General features: G+C 60.8%; 12 protein-coding genes. 6 read left to right on the top strand and 6 right to left on the bottom strand.

All coding sequences use genetic code 11. From position 1 onward, the window contains the following. Positions 1-15: 15 nt before the first annotated feature. The 4 genes from NW846_RS00530 to nrdJ form a co-directional block, all read right to left on the bottom strand. Positions 16-2,025 (bottom strand): argonaute PAZ domain-containing protein, encoded by a 2,010-nt coding sequence (locus NW846_RS00530; protein ID WP_414346719.1) that lies wholly within the window; start codon positions 2,023-2,025, stop codon positions 16-18. Positions 2,026-2,270: 245 nt separating this feature from the next. Beyond that, positions 2,271-2,738: a hypothetical protein gene (locus NW846_RS00525; protein ID WP_414346720.1), complete on the bottom strand. Its 468-nt coding sequence runs from the start codon at positions 2,736-2,738 to the stop codon at positions 2,271-2,273. 47 nt (positions 2,739-2,785) lie between these two features. Beyond that, on the bottom strand, positions 2,786-3,886 hold the full coding sequence (locus tag NW846_RS00520; RefSeq protein ID WP_414346721.1) for a hypothetical protein: 1,101 nt from the start codon (positions 3,884-3,886) through the stop codon (positions 2,786-2,788). Between the two features lie 157 nt (positions 3,887-4,043). Next, a complete protein-coding gene (gene nrdJ / locus NW846_RS00515) occupies positions 4,044-7,463 on the bottom strand; it encodes a ribonucleoside-triphosphate reductase, adenosylcobalamin-dependent (protein WP_414515088.1) in 3,420 nt (1,139 codons plus the stop codon). A gap of 380 nt (positions 7,464-7,843) precedes the next feature. On the opposite strand from nrdJ, the gene NW846_RS00510 reads away from it, so the two are divergent. The 3 genes from NW846_RS00510 (at position 7,844) to NW846_RS00500 (ending at position 11,769) form a co-directional block, all read left to right on the top strand. Next, the gene (locus NW846_RS00510) at positions 7,844-9,034 is read left to right on the top strand and encodes a site-2 protease family protein (protein ID WP_011430984.1); all 1,191 of its coding nucleotides are present in this window, start codon (positions 7,844-7,846) and stop codon (positions 9,032-9,034) included. 114 nt (positions 9,035-9,148) lie between these two features. Beyond that, positions 9,149-10,456 carry a M16 family metallopeptidase gene (locus tag NW846_RS00505; RefSeq protein ID WP_414346221.1) on the top strand — a complete coding sequence of 436 codons (1,308 nt, stop codon included), beginning with the start codon at positions 9,149-9,151 and terminating at the stop codon, positions 10,454-10,456. Continuing rightward, entirely contained in the window at positions 10,456-11,769 is a 1,314-nt protein-coding gene (locus NW846_RS00500; protein WP_011430986.1) for a M16 family metallopeptidase, read from the top strand. Before NW846_RS00505 ends, NW846_RS00500 begins: the two co-directional genes overlap by 1 nt. A 229-nt stretch (positions 11,770-11,998) precedes the next feature. Here the strand turns inward: NW846_RS00500 and NW846_RS00495 are convergent, their stop codons facing one another. Beyond that, positions 11,999-12,718, bottom strand: a complete 720-nt coding sequence (locus NW846_RS00495; protein WP_011430987.1) for a DUF554 domain-containing protein — start codon at positions 12,716-12,718, stop codon at positions 11,999-12,001. Between the two features lie 174 nt (positions 12,719-12,892). On the opposite strand from NW846_RS00495, the gene NW846_RS00490 reads away from it, so the two are divergent. Both NW846_RS00490 and NW846_RS00485 read left to right on the top strand, forming a co-directional pair. Further along, positions 12,893-13,417 (top strand): GNAT family N-acetyltransferase, encoded by a 525-nt coding sequence (locus NW846_RS00490; protein ID WP_099812932.1) that lies wholly within the window; start codon positions 12,893-12,895, stop codon positions 13,415-13,417. A 3-nt stretch (positions 13,418-13,420) separates the two neighbouring features. Further along, entirely contained in the window at positions 13,421-14,131 is a 711-nt protein-coding gene (locus tag NW846_RS00485; RefSeq protein ID WP_011430989.1) for an esterase/lipase family protein, read from the top strand. Between the two features lie 6 nt (positions 14,132-14,137). Here the strand turns inward: NW846_RS00485 and psb29 are convergent, their stop codons facing one another. After that, the gene (psb29, locus tag NW846_RS00480; RefSeq protein WP_414346226.1) at positions 14,138-14,857 is read right to left on the bottom strand and encodes a photosystem II biogenesis protein Psp29; all 720 of its coding nucleotides are present in this window, start codon (positions 14,855-14,857) and stop codon (positions 14,138-14,140) included. 152 nt (positions 14,858-15,009) lie between these two features. Between psb29 and proB the strand changes: the two genes are divergently transcribed. Further along, entirely contained in the window at positions 15,010-16,125 is a 1,116-nt protein-coding gene (proB, locus tag NW846_RS00475) for a glutamate 5-kinase (RefSeq protein WP_414346230.1), read from the top strand.

Here is a 16,125-nt window from a genome sequence, read left to right as displayed (position 1 = left end):
GAGCCTCCTTCCTTGCTAGACGGCAATTAACTTCTGGCGATCTATGTTTTGCAGGATACTGAAGATGTTATCGCCAAGGCGCTGGAACTCCTTGCCGCTTTTGTCGGCAAAATGGAGCACCCAGGGCAGCCTACAGGCTTGGAAGCCACTGGCAGGATGAAGTTGAGAGAGGTGATAGGTTTGTAAAGCCAGAACTTCCAAGGGAGTCTTGCCGTGCTCGTGGATCGCTCGCAGAGGTCTTGCACTGCCGAGGGAGTTCCCACCTTTTCTAATGGGCTGGCTTGTTATTAGAGTAAACGACTTTCGCGAGTAGTCGAAAACAACAGTGCCTATTTTGGCATCTTTGTACTTACCTTTTCCTTCTTCTATCCCCATTCTTCCTGTACCGCTTTTGCGTATGCTAACAATATCCACAGCAATCTTTTCTTTTTCTAGCTCCTCAATTGTTCTACTAAATTCGCCTCCTTGAACTAAACCATCCCTCATCAAGAGAACCTTGCTTGGATATCGACTAAGCTTGTCATAAAACCTATTGACAAGTTTGGACACAGTTTGATAAATTGCGTCCCCGGAGAAGGTTTCTCCTCTCTGCACAGCAGGTAGCTCCCAACCTAAGCTCTGCCCATCAGCCAGAACAGCGAAAGCAGAGGCTCCGTAGTATAGCCGCCGATTGGTTCCCACATCGAAGCCGATGATCAGCTCAGGGCCTACAGGATCGTCGAGGGGTTCCAGGAGTACAGGCTGCCATGCTGCCTTGCACAGAAGCCCGAGGACGACGTTTAGAGCCTTGTAGGGATCAGCCTCAGGGATCATAAACTGAGTCGCTATCCCTGCTTCAAGGGCCTCCATGCGGATCCTTTGCTTGCGCTCATTGGGTGACCAAGGCATAACGACCAAAACCGTTTTGATCCCTTGCTCAGCCCAGGTTTGCCAGAACCTTTTTCGGGCGAGATCGCCCTTAGGCAAGTCTTGCTGAGTGGCATAGAAGTCTACTTCAATTTCCGCGCCGCTTTTTTGGGCTACCTCAAGCAAGCAGTTGAGCACTTCGCTAGGGTACTCTCGCTTGTCGTCATAGAGGTTTAGACATGCAAACTTGGTCTCGCCTACCTTCGCACATCCCCGGTATCTAACCCGAGCAGGATTTTCAACTGGTCTGCGACCCGATCCCAATAGCTTTGGCTTGGGCAGGATGTAGCCTTGGGTCTTTAGCGGCTTAATTTCCTCAGGGGAAAGTTTGTAGACTTCCTTTATAATGGTCCTCGCAGTCTCTTCGGACTTTTCGAATCGTTCTTTCAAACTTTTTCTGATGCACTCGATAACAGCGGCGCTAACTTTTCCGCCAGGGCTTCCGTTGTCTTCTAGACTGGCTAGCATCTCCAAGGTTAAAGCAGGCGATAACCTTCGGGAGAGATGGGGATAACGTCTTTCCTTTGATGCTACTTCGACTACCCAAGAGCTCTCAACTTCTTCTACAAGTGCATTGTACTTCTGCAAATGATACTCCGCCAGACTGATGTTCTGCTCTGGTAACCGAATCTCCCGTGGGGATTGGTTAGAAAGAATACCCAGATATTTCCAAGTCAAACGTTTGCCGTTCGCATCAAAGTATGTATTTCGCACAATCTCGATTGGAACGTCCGGATAGCTTTCCAACCATTCATGCAAAGTCCACGGCGTGTAGAAGCGGTAATGAATATCGACTTCTAAGTAAAGCTTTCCGTCTGGTTCGACGGCAACATCTATCATTCTCCCTCTGTGGATTTCCCAGCCTTCTCCGGAAAGTTCTACCCCTTTCTGAGCAGTCACCCACCAGAGCAGGCCGCCTCCTATCCATTCGACTTCAATTTTCTTGTACTGAGATTTAAGGCGCAACCCTATCCTCTTGCGCTCAAAGCTTTCGAGGGCGCTTCTTTCTTGAGCATTGGCACAGGTTAGAACCCTAAGCCCACGCTCTTCCAACTCCCACTCTGGTGTTTTGAGCTGGCTGGGCGAAACTCTTTCCTGCGTGATAATGCGACTTCCCAAACGAGCAGCTATTACATCTAGCCGATTGCAAACCCTAGCGATAGCTCTCTGCTCTTCTCCTAGCTCCGGGGGTGGGTTTGGCCTACAGTCGTACTCATAAAAGGTGAGGTCTTCCTGAGCTAGCTCCTTAACAAGAAAGCGATTGAGGATAACTGGAACTTCTTGCTGAAGCAGTCTCATTAGCAAACTTTGCGTTTAAGCTCCTCTCTAGGATAAGCCCTAATTGTCTCAATCGTGCCCCTAGGTCAGGGCTGAAACAACTCGGGCGGGGCCAGGTCATAGCTAAACGCCTCAGCTTCAAAGTGGCCGCTCATGCCCACCACTTGCCATTCGGCGCTGCGATTTCCCTGCTGGAAGCGCAACCGCTGCGCCCGCAGCGGTACTACCTGGAGGACCTCGGCTGGAAACGCCTGGTACTCTCCCAGGTACTGCCGGGGATCCGGCGGCAGGTCGGCACTGCTTTCGATTTGAATCCAAAACACTCGTCCCGCCTGGTTGCCGTAGGCCCGGATCTGCTCTTGGCCTTGGTAGTGCTCCACGCCGCGCAGCCGCTGCCGCCCCACTTGCATAGACTTAGCCCACTCCGGCAAGGGATCCCCCAAGCTAATCGGCCAGGCTGGTGCACCCAACCCCAGCCAACACAACAGCAGCAGAACCCAGACCCAGGGCCAGCGGCGTGTCCTTCGATGGGCAGGGATCCCTTGGGCAACCATCACTTTCCTCCGCAGTTAACTCGAGGCTTCAGAAGAGGGGATCGGCCTCAGCGCAGGCGAAAGCCGATCCGCCCCCTTTCAATATCAAAGGCAACGTCGGCGTTGAAAAACAGGGGCATGCCCAACAGTTGCACTCTCTGGTTGCCGTTAACAAAAATCCGATCCCGGCTGGGCGTTACCGGAAAGCCAACCCGAATGCGGTAGTCAAAGGCTCCCTCCAAGAGAGCCCGCCATTCCGAGCCTGGGGGTAGGGTTGAGGTGGGAAAGGGAGCTGCTCCCAACAGGCGAACGTTGAGGAAGATGTCGGAAGCGCCGCTATCAAATAGGGTGGGGCTGAGGACATTTTGAATAGAAGTGTTGCCAATGCTGTAGGCCACCTGCAGGGCCTCATCCCGCCAGATGGGTGTGCCATCGGGAAAGCTACCCACCTGGGGCAGTTGCCGGAAACTGAAGCCGGCGGTGTTGGCCTCCGTCAGGCCGACTGTGAAAAGGCCTTGAACAGAGTCGAACCCCCCTGTCTGAACAATGTACCCAGAGCGGAAATTGCCCGGCAGGCGGGTGAGGGGACTAAACAAGTTGCGATCGGGGCTGCGCTCGTCCAAAGAGGTGCCGAGGATCCCGGCAAAGGGGCGCCCTGGCCCAAACAGGTTGTCGGAGCAGGTAGCCACCAGGGGCTCCACACAGGTGATTTGGTCGATCAACTGAATCGTGACCGGCTCTCGACTCTGGATCCCGCCCAAGCTGAAGGGAGCGCGAGCCAGCACTCCGAGAAATTGCGTGCCATCGGCGAAGGTTACCGTGGAAGGGATCCCTGTCCGCTCCAGGCCAAAGCGCCCCGCCGCCGAGGACAGAATGCGCAGACCTGCCGAGCCGCTATCTAGCAAAACTTCAACCTCGCTCCCGGCCACCCCCACCCTCAAACCCAGCAACCTAAAGCGGCTGTTGCCCAGAGTGCGCACCGGCATGGGGAGCGACTGGCTGCCCGGCTCGGGCGGAGGGGGGATCAGTCCGGGAGGGGAGGTCACAGAGCCCTCGGGGCTAGAGCAGGCGATCCCCAGCAGCACCGCCAGCGCCAGCACCAGCCCCCTCAGCCTGCGCCAGGTTTCCCTTGTCCAGGCTTTCCTCGGGAGCTGCGCTCCTGTCTGCATCAGATCCTCCAGCCACCAAGCGCTCGAGCAGGGAAAACCGGACTGTGCCAACCCCCCCTGCCCCTAGCTTGCCGAGGGGGCTGCCAAGGCGCGCAGTGCTCGGATATGCCGGCCAAGAACAGTGTAGCCAGAGCCCGAGGCGGGATCCCCCCCTCTGCTAGCGGGACGGGTTCTCGCCCTGCGGGCTAGCCTCCGGCATCAGACAGCCGAGGGCATCACACCCTGCTGGCCCCTCTGCGGTTAGGGCGAGGTTGCGGTCATAGCGCGCCAGCGCCTCGTAAAAGTTGTCGGTCTTTCGTCTTTGCTTGACCTCGGCCATCAGCCGCTCGTAGGTGGCCTTGTCGATTTTCTCGAAGGGCAAGCGGGGGAAGGGAGCGTCGAAGCGGGCCAGCAGTGCTGCGCTAATGTACCCCTCGTCGTCGCGGATGGCCTCGTAAATGCGGGATCCCAGCGCCTCGATCTCGTCCTCCCGCAGCTCGAGGGTGGCCGAGGTGTTGTGGGTGGTGTAGTACTTTTGCACCTGCATGTAGAAGTCGAACTGGGCCAGGGCAGAAAAGCGCTCAATCTCAATCTCCTCAGCGCCGGGCAAGTTGGCCCACTCCACCTCCACCGGCAGCTCCACCAGCCACTCGGTGCAGCGGGGATCAAAGGGGTCGTTGAGCAGGTTGCCGTTTTCATCCTTATCAGACTGGGCGGGCACCACCGAGTAGCCGTAGTCCAGACAGGCGAGGGCCACGGGGTCGTTTTTGGCAAAGGTGATGCGGCGGATGTAGCGCTGGGCCTTGGGCGGGTGCCAGCCGGGGGAGGCGTTGGTGAGCAGGGACTTGGTGCCGGCGGGCTGAACAGTGGTGCAGCGGTTGGGACGGCGCAACCCGTGGCGGTCGCAGTAGTCCCAGACCACGCGGTGGACGACCTCCCTCCAAAAGCTGAGGTATTCCCGCTCCTGCTGCTTGAACTCCTGCCCCAGGGGCGTATCGGGCCTTCCTGCTTGCCACCAGCGCAGCCAGTCCACCCCAAAGGCTTTGACGCAAAAGTCAAACAGACCGGTAAACGAGACGCCCACGATGGGATCCCATTCCCTTGAGCGCTGGAAGCGGGGCTCAACAAAGCGGTGGTGCAATAGCGCCGCAGCCGACAGGGCCCCTGCCGTAAAGGCCTCCTCTTGCTCCTGGCGGTTGTGGGGATCTAGCCGGTTGAGGTGGATCTCGGCCAGATTGCAGTGGAAGTCGCATCCGATGATCTCACCGCAGTTGTGGACAACCAACCCATTGGCATCAAAGCAGCTTGGGCCGGGCACGGTGCAGTCATAGACCGGTTCCACGCCGTCAGGCTCCAGGGCTGCAACTGTAACCGTAAACCGCTCCCGGTTGAGCCGGCGCTGGTAGCTGCCGAGCAGTTCACCTAGCTTCTGAGCTTTGCGCGGTTCTCGAAAGCCCACCACTGCCTGAAACTGGTGCAGGTTGTCCCCGCTAATGACCAGCTCGTGCTGCACCTGGCAGGCGTAGGGGGCTGGCTGGCGCTTGCTATCAGGCAGCAGACGACACCCAGCGGGACGGCGATTCTCGTAGATGACCGAGACAATCCCTAGACGCGCCAGCATGCGCTGCACAGCTTTGAGGGTGTCCAGGTTGCTTTGGGAAAGCCGCACACTAACTCCCTTCTCTTGACCGCCCTGCACACTGCCGTCTGCGTCAAACAGGCCGCACAAAAAGCCGCGGTGGAAATCAAAGCTTGTGGCTTCCAGTGCCGCAGTCATTTGCTTCTGTCCTGGAGCCATGCCGAACTTAGCTGCCAGTTTCGCCAAGCCGGTGGAATGGATAACCCGGCACTTCAGCTTGGGGTGATAATAGGTCTCTGGCCGGCGAGGTTCGTACCCTACCGCAGCCTGCAACAACTGAGCCGCATGGAGGCTCATCTCCTGCTGCGTATCCTGCCAATAGCGCAGTACAGCCGTGTCATTCCACTGGGTTGTGGCAAGGCTGCCGTCGCCCAGCAAATTCCCCAAGAGCCAGCCTTCCTCCCAGGTTCCCTCACCATCCCAGGGGGTTAGGTCGCGATGGTTGTGCAGCAGAATGCGGTCGCCCGGGCGGAGCCCTTCTGCCGGCACCCATTCCGTGTATTGCGCCTTTGGAGTCTGGGCAATGACTTTGAGAACACGATGGTTGCCCGTCAGCCGAAGAGAAAATCCCTCCTGGGTCACCAGCTTGAGCACGGGCTTGGTGCCGGAGTAGAAAAACCCCTCTGGGGTCGTGCTGAATAGCTCGCCGTTGACGTAGGTGCTGTGCTGCTTGCCAATAAGGTCTTTCACCTGGCGCGGGCCGTCGCCCGTGTGGATCCAAGTGTCTGCGGTAACGCAGGGGTTCAGCCCATACCGTTGCACCCTATGCCACGTTGGCGGTTGGACAGACGGAGAGCTACTAGCTGCCTGCCGCTCCTCTATCCAGCGCCTAGCTCCCTCGGGTCCCTCCGAGGCATAGACGTTGAGGAACTCCCGCTTCAGCTCGGGGGTGTTGATTAGGTCGGCGTTGGCCCGCGCTACGGCTTCCCCAGCCCACTGGATAGCCCCCTCGCCGGAGTAAAACTGCTTGCGCACGGCAGCAATGCACTCTTCCCGCGTTGGCTTGCGGTGAAATACCCGGGTGTGGTTGGCCATGCGCAGGGCATCTCGCTCAGGGTCAATTCTCCAGTTGCCCTGCTCGTCCTGCTGCCAGAGATTGTCTTTGGCGCTAGATCCCAGCTCGTCGTCGGCGGCAAACTGGCGCATACCTGCACTACGGCGGATATTCCCCGCCACCACCGTTGCGGCCGCCTCATCAATGAGCAGGCAGCACTCCACCGAGTTCAGTTGCCTGCCCACGGCTTTGTTGAGGATGGCGGCACAGCGCTGGTACAAGCCGGGCAGCTTGATGGGGTTGGCCACGCCCCCAAACCCTTTTAGCCGCTCCCCAGCGGGGCGCACATGGCTGAGATCCACCGTCACCTCCACCTGACCCCCAAAACTGGGATCCGCCGCCAGCTCCAAGAGAGCTTGGTAAGACTCCACCCAGCCGCGGCGGCTATCGCCCACCTGGATGTGCACGTGAGAGCCCTGGCGCTGGATGCGGGTGTGTTCCTGCCGCGCTTCGGGGGGGGTGGCACCAATGGATCCTACTACCTGCACCTCTAGGCGGTTGAGGATGGGGGGCAACTGGCTGATGAACTGAGGCTCCAGCACCGCCCCCGTGCCGCAGCCCATCATGGCCAAATCCATCATCAGGCCAAAAGAGCGCCAGTCCACCACGGTGAGGCTGGTGCAGTTGTAGGCACCGGAGTAGTTTTCCGGCTTCTGGATCCAGTCGGTGCCCATCACCCACAGGGCCCGACCGGAGATCAAGGCCTTCAACTGCCGCTGCAGACGTTCCACCAGCTCCCGCTCTTGGGGAGTAAAACGCCCTAAGCGGGCAATGTCAGCCAGGGTGCGATCGCAGACGTCGCTCCAGGTCTCGCGGCTGCTATCTGGGCGACGCCGACTGTAGGTACGGTAGAACACGGGGGCAGCCGCCGGGGCCGTGGCTGGAAATTCGCCCAGGGAGCCCATACCAAGTCCCTGGATTGCCGGAGAATGTGCTTCCTTGCTCTGAACCATAGTTACACCCCTTCTGCAAAGCTGCCTTTGGGAAAGCTCCTTTGAGCGCCGGTTTACAACCCTGCCGAGCCAATGCCCAACCACGTTATCACAATCTTCAGAAGCCTGGTGTTGTAGGTGGTGGTGTTCTCTAGGCAACTCCTCAGGATCCCCTAGGGATAGGGCAAGCTCGGTTACCTCCCCCCGCTGTTCCCCTGGGCTGGCGGCGGCGGGTGGGGAAGGAAGACCAGGCAAAAGGGCTACAGTGGAAAAGAGGGATCCCACGTCAAGTCTGCAATGGCACCTTCCTGGGCCTTCTCCCAAGTAAGAGCTTTGTAAGGAGTTGCATCGCCATGACCAGTCGCCTGCGCATCGGTAGCCTGTGGGGGATCCCCCTCTTCCTTGACTACACCTGGTTTCCGGCGGCCCTGTTGCTGGTGCTCTCCTATGGCGTGGTGACGGCCCTGGGGCTGTTTCTCTCTTTGCTGGCTCACGAGCTGGCCCACAGCCTGGTGGCCCGCGCCTATGGGGTACGGGTGAGTTCCATCACCCTGTTCATCTTTGGCGGCATGGCGGCCATTGAGCGGGAAGTCCCCCGTCCCCTGGGCGCTTTTTGGGTGGCCCTGGCAGGGCCCCTTCTCAGTTTGGGCTTGTTTGTCCTCTTTAGCGTGGCCGGAGCTTGGGCTGGGCCGGGGTCGCCCCTGACCTCAACCCTCGCCAGCCTGGCTGCCATCAACCTAATGATTGCCCTGTTTAATCTGCTGCCGGGACTGCCCCTGGATGGGGGGCAGATGCTCAAAGCGGCGATCTGGGGTTGGACAGGGGATCGGCAAAAGGGCATGCTGTGGGCGGCTCGCGCTGGGCAAGGGGTAGGCTGGGGGTTGGTGGCCCTGGGGTTGTGGGTGGTGTTCTTAGGGAGCCTCAACGGCCTGTGGATAGGCCTGATTGGCCTATTTATCGTCAACAGCGCCCGCCGCTATGAGCAGTATGCGCAACTGCAGCAGGTGCTGGCCCGCCTAAAAGCTGCGGATGTGATGACCCGCCGGTTTCGGGTGGTGGATGCGGGCATGAGCCTGCGGGAGTTTGTCGATCGCTACCTGGTGCCTTCTTCCCTCAGGCCGGAAGCCCCAGCTCAGCCAGCGGACGTTTATTTTGCCGAAGAAGATGGCCGCTACCGCGGCCTGGTCAGGCCGGAACTGCTCAACGACATCGAGCGTAGCCAGTGGGATCACCTCACCCTCAAAGCCATTCTCAAGCCGATGGAGCAACTGCAGGGGGTGCAAGAGGAAACCCCCATCCCCCAGGTGATTCAGATGATGCGCCAGGCAGAGCCGCGCCGCATTCTGGTCTTCACCCCCAGCGGCGCCATTGCCGGCTTGATCGACCGCGGCGATGTGGTAGCGGTGGCGGCGCGGGAGTTGGGGGTGGTACTGCCCCAGGAGGTGGTGCAGAGGCTGCGCGACAGCGAAGAATGGCCCCCTGGCTTCCAGGTAGAAGAAAACCTCGCCGGCGAGGGATCCCCTAATCCACAGCAGCAAGCGTGACGAGAGAGGGGCTGTGGCAGGTTTTTGATGAAAGGTGACCTCACATACTGTCTTGAGCGGCTTTCGTCGTTAAGATTTAATAAGATTAAGGATGATCTCTATCGATTAAGAATTTTGAATCGCACACACCGTCTTTTGCCTGCCCATACCTATTGCCTGAGCAACGGGCTGGGCGTCATTCTTCACCCTATCCCAATTGCCGATTCTGCAACTGTCGATGTCTGGGTTCGGACAGGCGGGCGCAACGAGCCACCAGAGTGGCTAGGCATCTCCCATTTTCTGGAGCACATGGTCTTCAAGGGCAGCGAGCGACTGGCCCCCGGCGAGCTGGATCGGGCCATCGAGGGCCGGGGGGGAATTGCCAACGCTGCTACTGGCCAGGATTACACCCACTACTACATGACAGTAGCTGCCGCCGATCTGCCGGAGACTTTGCCCTATCTGGCGGAGGCAGTGTTGCGGGCCGGGATCCCCGATCAGGAGTTTGAGCAAGAGCAGCAGGTGATTTTGGAGGAGATTCGCCGCGCTGCTGACAACCTGGGCTACACCGCCTATCAGCTCCTCATGGAAACTGCCTTTGGGGTGGAGCACCCCTATGGGCGACCTGTGCTGGGCACGCCGGCAAGCCTGATGGGGTTGACCCCAGAGCTACTACGCGCCTACCACCGCGGCTGGTACCGACCCGAATTCATGACGGTGGTGGTGACGGGAGGCATTGATCCTGAGCGAGCTCTGGCCTTGGTGGAAAAGGAGTTTGGCGGCTCCGCCGGTGGCCCTGGTTGGATTGCCCCTCCGATCTTTCCTCAGCCCCGCCCGCAGGGGGTTCTGCGCCGCGAAAGCGCCCACGCCCGCGCAGAAGAGGCCCGCCTGAAATTAGCCTGGCCCACTGTCAGCCTCGACGCCTGGGAGCAGGTGTGCGGCCTAGAGCTGTTGGCCGTAGTGCTGGGGGAGGGCCGTAGTTCGCGGCTGGTGCATCTGTTGCGCGAGCAGCGGGGCTGGGTGAGGGCTATCGGCTGCTCTTCGCTGGTGCTGAAGGAGGGGGGGCTCTTTTGCATCAGCGCTCAACTGGAGGTAGAGGATTTGGCACAGGTGGAGTCAACCATCCTGCACGAGATCGAGAAGTTACAGCAGGACGGCATTGGCCAAGCGGAGCTGGATCGCGCCCGGCGCATGCTCACCCACGAGCTGCTCTTCTCCGCCGAGTCCCCCAGTCAACTGGCCAGCCTCTACGGCTACTACGAGACCCTGGTTGGGGTACAGCGCCTGCAGGAGTACCTGGAGCTGTTGCAAGCGTTTACTCCGGCGCAAATCCGCGAGCTGGCGCAGCAGTATCTCTCCCCTCAGGCTTACGTGGTCGCTCTGCTCAAGCCGGCTGCCTCTGACGCTGCCGCGGCTTCGGAGCTGCAACTGGCCTGCCGTTGATGGCCTTTCAGTCTTGGATCCCTTGCCCAATGCACCCCACCCTGTCCACCACCCAACGCGGCCATCTGCAGCGCCTCTGCTTGACCAACGGCATCACGCTGCTGGTGGGCCAGAACGCGGCGGTGGAGATCCTGGCTGCCCACTGTTTTTTTCGCGGCGGCAGCCGGGTAGAGCAACCGCAGCAGGCGGGCTTGAGCCAGTTGCTGGCCGCTGTCCTCACCAAGGGCACCCGGCAGCGCGACTCCCAAGCTATTGCCGCTTGGGTGGAATCGTTGGGAGCTTCCCTTTCGGTAGACAGCGCCGCCGATCATTTCGAGGTCGCCCTGCGCTGTGTAGCGGAGGATTTTCCGGAGCTGTTGCAGTTGCTGGCGGAGATCCTCCGCGATCCCAGCTTTCCCGAGGCAGAGGTGGCGCGGGAGCGGGACTTGATGCTGCAAGCCATTCGCGCCCGACAGGAACGGCCTTTCAGCTTGGCTTTTGATCAGGTGCGGCGGGCCCTCTATGGGGATCACCCCTACGCCCTGCCAGAGCTGGGAGGAGTGGAAACAGTGGGATCCCTGACCCGCGAGGATTTGCTGGCCTACCACGCCACCTACTGCCGCCCAGAGGGCATGGTGATGGCGGTGATCGGCCCAGAGCCGCCCGAGACAGTGGCGGCCCAAGTGGAAGCGGCTCTGGGAGATTGGGTGAGCGCCGGCCCGCCCGCCCCCGACCCAGCCCTGCCGCTGTCTCCCTTGGAGAGGCCGCAACTGCTGAAGCTGCCCCAGCCCACCCAGCAGACGACGATCTTGATGGGCTTCCGCGGCTCCCCTGCCGCTTCCGCCGACTATCCGGCCCTGAAGCTATTGGCCACCTACCTGGGCAGCGGCCTGTCCAGCCGCCTGTTTGTGGAGCTGCGCGAGCGCAGCGGCCTGGCCTATGAGGTCTCGGCCTTTTTTGCCACCCGCCGGGATCCCGCCCCTTTTGGGGCCTACCTGGGCACGGCACCGGAGAACACTTTGGTGGCCCTGGAGCGCCTGCAAGCGGAGATCCGTCGCCTCCACGACACCCTCCTGAGCGGCGAGGAAGTGGAGATGGCCCAGCGCAAGCTCTTGGGCCAATATGCCCTCAGCAAACAAACCAACGCCCAAGTGGCCCAACTGGCCGGTTGGTACGAGATTTTGGGCCTGGGCCTGGAGTTCGACCAGCAGTATTTGCAGCGAGTAAGGCAGCTCACCCCTGCCCATCTCCATCAGGCCGCAACAACCTACCTGGTCAACCCGGCCATTGCCCTGGTGGGGCCGGAAGAAGCTTTGGCAAAAGTTGAACTGTAGGTGGGTGCCACGAGGCAGGCTGCCGACTTCTGCGCAGCGGCACGACGGGGCTTGCCGCGCACCGGGTCAGTTTCCGGATCAGGCTTTTTCAAGACGCGACCCTTACTGCTGCTGGCCCCCAGCAGCTAGGACGGCGGTCAGGGTAGGGCTCAGAGGATAGAGAGGGAGGTTCCAGACGCTCTTGTGCTGGGTTCCCTTCTCCCCCAGGGCGAGAGCCCCCTCCAGTTCCCTAGAAGTCGAGATCCCAGAGGGGGAAAAATCCCACCAGCAGCTCCACAATCACCAAAGCGGGCAGCAGGTTGGCCACCCGCAGGCGGGCCAGGCCGAGCAGGTTAATGCCAATACCTAGGATGAGGATCCCGCCAGTGGCTTCCAAGGCGGCGAGCAGGTCTGGGCGCAACAGCGGCTGCAGTTGCCGCGCCAGCAGGGCCACGCCTCCCTGAACCAAGAGCACCGGCAGGGCGGAAAACAGCGTGCCCCAGCCGAGGCTGGCCGTAAAGGCAAGGGTGGCAATGCCATCCAAGGCGGCCTTGACCAAGAGCAGCGAGGGATCCCCCAGGCCATCCTGGATAGCTCCCAGCAGAGTCATGGGGCCGACCACAAACAGGATGGTGGTGGTCACGAAGGCGCGGGCGATAGGGCTGGGGCCCAGCCAGGGGCTCACCCGCTTTTCCAGGCCCTGTCCCAGCCGCTCAAAGGCGGCCTCGAGGTCGATCCCTTCCCCCAGCAAAGCCCCCCCGATCAGGGCCAGCAAAACCGTTACCGCCTGGGCAGCGCTGCTGAGGGTGAGAGCCATCTGGATCCCCAAGACCAACACCAGGGATCCCAGGGCTTGCAACAGGGTTTGGCTTATGCGTTCGGGCAGGCGACGGCCCGCCGCCCAACCGAGGCCGCTGCCCACTAGGATCGCGAGGGCATTGACAAGGGTGCCGGTGCCGGGAGGAGCCATACAACGTGCCCAGAGCTAAGCTTTCTCGATTATTTCTCAGTCTCGGATATAAGGTTCGTCCCAAGCCTGCGCGGAAACACCTGGGCAGATGCACCATTTCTGCTGCCGATCCTGGCTATACTGAGGACACGCCCGCCCAGGCTAGAGGTGGGCTTTTACTCGGCAAAAATTCAGATGAGCTTTTGGAAAGGCCTGTTTGGGGCAGCAGGGGCCGCTACAACCAAAGAGCCGGCGCAAACAGCCAAAGCCGACCGTCGCCAGGAAACGTTGGCGGTGGGGGGGGAGACTATTGTCTTTAGCCTGGATCCCAACTTGGATCTGTATGAGCTGGAGGAACTTTGCGATGCAGTAGGGTGGTCGCGTCGCCCCATCCACAAGGTTAGGAAAGCCCTGCAACACAGTTTTCTGGTGGTGTCGATGTGGCAGCAGCGGGGCAGCTACCGTCGCCTCATCGGCTTTGCCCGCGCCACCTCTGACCACGCCTTCAATGCCACCATCTGGGATGTGGTGGTGCATCCTGAGTTTCAGGGCCGGGGGCTGGGCAGGCGGCTGATGGAAAAGGTGATCCACGAGCTGCGCGCCCAAGACATCAGCAACATCACCCTCTTTGCCGACCGCGATGTGGTTAGCTTCTACGAGCGGCTGGGCTTTACGCCCGACCCGGAGGGGATCAAGGGCATGTTCTGGTACCCCCGCTAGCCCATGGCTGCTCTGCCCACGGTGATCTTGCCCGGTTATCTGGCGGGCGCCTCTGAGTATGAGCCTTTGCGTCGGGAGCTGGAGGCCCGCGGTTACCCGGCTCGGGTGGTGCCGCTGCAGGTGCGCAGTTGGCTGCCTACCCTGGGAGGAAGGCCCGTCACGCCCATCTTGCAGGCGCTGCAGGCCACGATTCGGCGTACCCAAGCCGAGTTTGAAGTGGACCGGGTTAACCTGGTGGCCCACTCCGCGGGCGGCTGGATTGCCCGCATCTACCTGGGATCCGTGCCCTACGGGGGGCAGGTCTGGCAGGGGCGGGAGCACGTTTCCACCCTAATTAGCCTGGGATCCCCGCACACCAGCCGGGAGCGCTGGACAAGGCGCAACCTGGACTTCGTTAACACCCACTACCCGGGAGCCTTCTGGCCACAGGTCAAATACGTCTGTGTGGCCGGCAAGGCCATCCAAGGGCGGCGCGTGGGCCTGGGATCGCTATGGCGGCAGGAGCATTATCTGGCTTGGCTGGCCTACAACAGCTACCGGCTTACCGCCGGCCAAGGGGAGCTGTGGGGAGATGGCATCACCCCCATCGAGGCCGCCCATCTGCCAGGGGCCATCAACCTCACCCTTCCCGACTGTCACCATTCTGGTCGAGGCGGGCGGCGCTGGTACGGCTCGCCTGAGGTGGTGGACAGGTGGGCCCCCTATTTGGTCTAGGGGGTTTTAGCCGCTGGACTCCCTGCGATCGGCGGCGGGAGTCTCGGGCAGCGAGGCGGTGGATTGGCGGCGCTCCTGTTGGCGCCGGGCCGCTTTCACCATCTCCTCGACGATGGCCCGCGCCTGCTTCAGGCGATCCAAGTTGCTGCGGTAAAGCTCCAGATCTTTTTTGACTCGCTCCGGCGAAAAGGGTAGGTTGCCGATCACATCCTCCAGAAAGTGGCGGGTGCGCTCTTCCGGCTCCTTGTAGAGCGAGGTGGCCACCGCTTCGTAGGCCGTGTAGAGGCCAACCGCCAAAACTCGGCTGTAGGCGTAGGGGGGCTGGGTCATGCGCTGCAAAATCGCCTTCAGCCCGCCCACATCTTCTGCCTCCGGCTTGAGACAGAGCAGGTTGTATCGCTGGACGAGATCCCCGCTGCGCATCAGCTCCAGCAGGTCGCGGGCGTTCTTGCGCAACACCTCCGGCTTCAGGTGCAGCGCCTTGCAGAGGGCGTTGAAGATGGCCTCGCGCTGCTCTGGGGGATGGTAGGCTTCCATCAGGCTGTCGTAGAGAGTAACCAGACCCAGGGCAAAAAAAGGATCGTAGACGAAGGCGCTGTTGACGGTGGTCAGGTGCAGCTCCACCAGCAACTCCTCCACCACTCGCCGGTAGGCGGCGTTGATCGGACGAGGGTAGGCGCTGAAAAAGGCCGCTTTGGTGGCGGAGAGGGTACGAACAGGGTTCACAGGCAGAGAAAGAGAGACCTTGAGGCAGATTTATTGCTTTCCTCTATTGTCCCCTGCAGCGACTCTGAGGGCAAGCAAGGGCCCCGGTTCCGCTATGGTGGGATACGGATGGGGAACCCTGGCTGGATCGAACAAGTGGATCGAATGAGAAGATGGCAGCAACAGAGAGAACAGTGGTGGTGAAGATCGGCACCTCCAGCTTGACAGACATGCAGACGGGCTCGCTGCGCCTTTCCGTGCTGGGGCCGCTGGTGGAGGTGCTGACTCGGCTGCGCAGCCAGGGCTATGCGGTAATCCTTGTCTCCTCCGGAGCGGTAGGGGTAGGCTGTGCCCGCCTGGGCCTGCGCCAACGACCCACGGCAATTGCAGAAAAACAGGCGGTGGCAGCAGTGGGGCAGGGACGGCTAATTCGCCTATACGATGATCTCTTCTCTGCTCTCAACCAACCCATTGCTCAGGTGCTGCTTACCCGCGGCGACTTTGTGGAGCGCAGCCGCTATGTCAATGCCAATCGCACCTTTGCCCAGCTGTTGCAGATGGGGGTTATCCCTATCGTCAACGAGAACGATACGGTGGCAGTGGAGGAGCTGAAGTTTGGTGACAATGATTCCCTCTCTGCCCTCGTGGCCAGCATGGTACAGGCCAAGTGGCTGATCCTGCTCACCGACGTGGACAGGCTCTATTCGGCGGATCCCCATCGGGACCCCTCCGCCGAGCCGATCGAACGGGTGTGGCGCGGGATGCCGCTGCAGATAAAGGCGGAAGCCCAAGGCAAAAGTGGCTGGGGCACGGGCGGCATGGCCACCAAGCTCACGGCGGCTCAAATCGCCACAGCCGCCGGCGTGACGGTGGTGATCACCAACGGCAAACGGCCCGATCAGATCCCGGCCATCTTGGCCGGAGAGCCCATCGGCACCCGCTTTGAGCCAGCTCCCCAGCCCGTTAGTGCTCGCAAGCGGTGGATTGCCTACGGCCTCATCCCCGAGGGATCCCTGACTCTGGATGAGGGAGCTGTAAGGGCAGTCTGTGAGCAGGGGCGCTCGCTGCTGCCGGCAGGGATCACCGACGTTTCTGGCGACTTTGAGGCAGGGGCAGCCGTGCGCCTGTGCGATCCCGGCGGACGGGAGGTGGGGCGGGGCCTGGTCAACTACAGCGCCGAGGAACTGCGGCGGATCAAAGGCAAGAAAACCGCCGAGATCCCCTACATCTTGGGCTACGAGGGAGTCGATACAGCGGTTCACCGGGATAACCTGGCCCTGCTTGACTAA

Source organism: Synechococcus sp. W60.3 (genome assembly GCF_047502615.1).
Lineage (GTDB): Bacteria > Cyanobacteriota > Cyanobacteriia > Thermostichales > Thermostichaceae > Thermostichus.
Note: the sequence above shows the minus strand (reverse complement) of the source record. Positions and strands in the feature narration are given on the sequence as shown.

Excerpts from the sequence above, each read along its gene's own strand:
- NW846_RS00520 (WP_414346721.1), bottom strand. The coding sequence starts at position 3,886 with ATGCAGACAGGAGCGCAGCTCCCGAGGAAAGCCTGGACAAGGGAAACC.
- NW846_RS00495 (WP_011430987.1), bottom strand. The coding sequence starts at position 12,718 with ATGGCTCCTCCCGGCACCGGCACCCTTGTCAATGCCCTCGCGATCCTA.
- proB (WP_414346230.1), top strand. The coding sequence starts at position 15,010 with ATGGCAGCAACAGAGAGAACAGTGGTGGTGAAGATCGGCACCTCCAGC.
- nrdJ (WP_414515088.1), bottom strand. The coding sequence starts at position 7,463 with ATGGGCTCCCTGGGCGAATTTCCAGCCACGGCCCCGGCGGCTGCCCCC.
- NW846_RS00500 (WP_011430986.1), top strand. The coding sequence starts at position 10,456 with ATGGCCTTTCAGTCTTGGATCCCTTGCCCAATGCACCCCACCCTGTCC.
- NW846_RS00525 (WP_414346720.1), bottom strand. The coding sequence starts at position 2,738 with ATGGTTGCCCAAGGGATCCCTGCCCATCGAAGGACACGCCGCTGGCCC.
- NW846_RS00485 (WP_011430989.1), top strand. The coding sequence starts at position 13,421 with ATGGCTGCTCTGCCCACGGTGATCTTGCCCGGTTATCTGGCGGGCGCC.
- NW846_RS00490 (WP_099812932.1), top strand. The coding sequence starts at position 12,893 with ATGAGCTTTTGGAAAGGCCTGTTTGGGGCAGCAGGGGCCGCTACAACC.
- NW846_RS00510 (WP_011430984.1), top strand. The coding sequence starts at position 7,844 with ATGACCAGTCGCCTGCGCATCGGTAGCCTGTGGGGGATCCCCCTCTTC.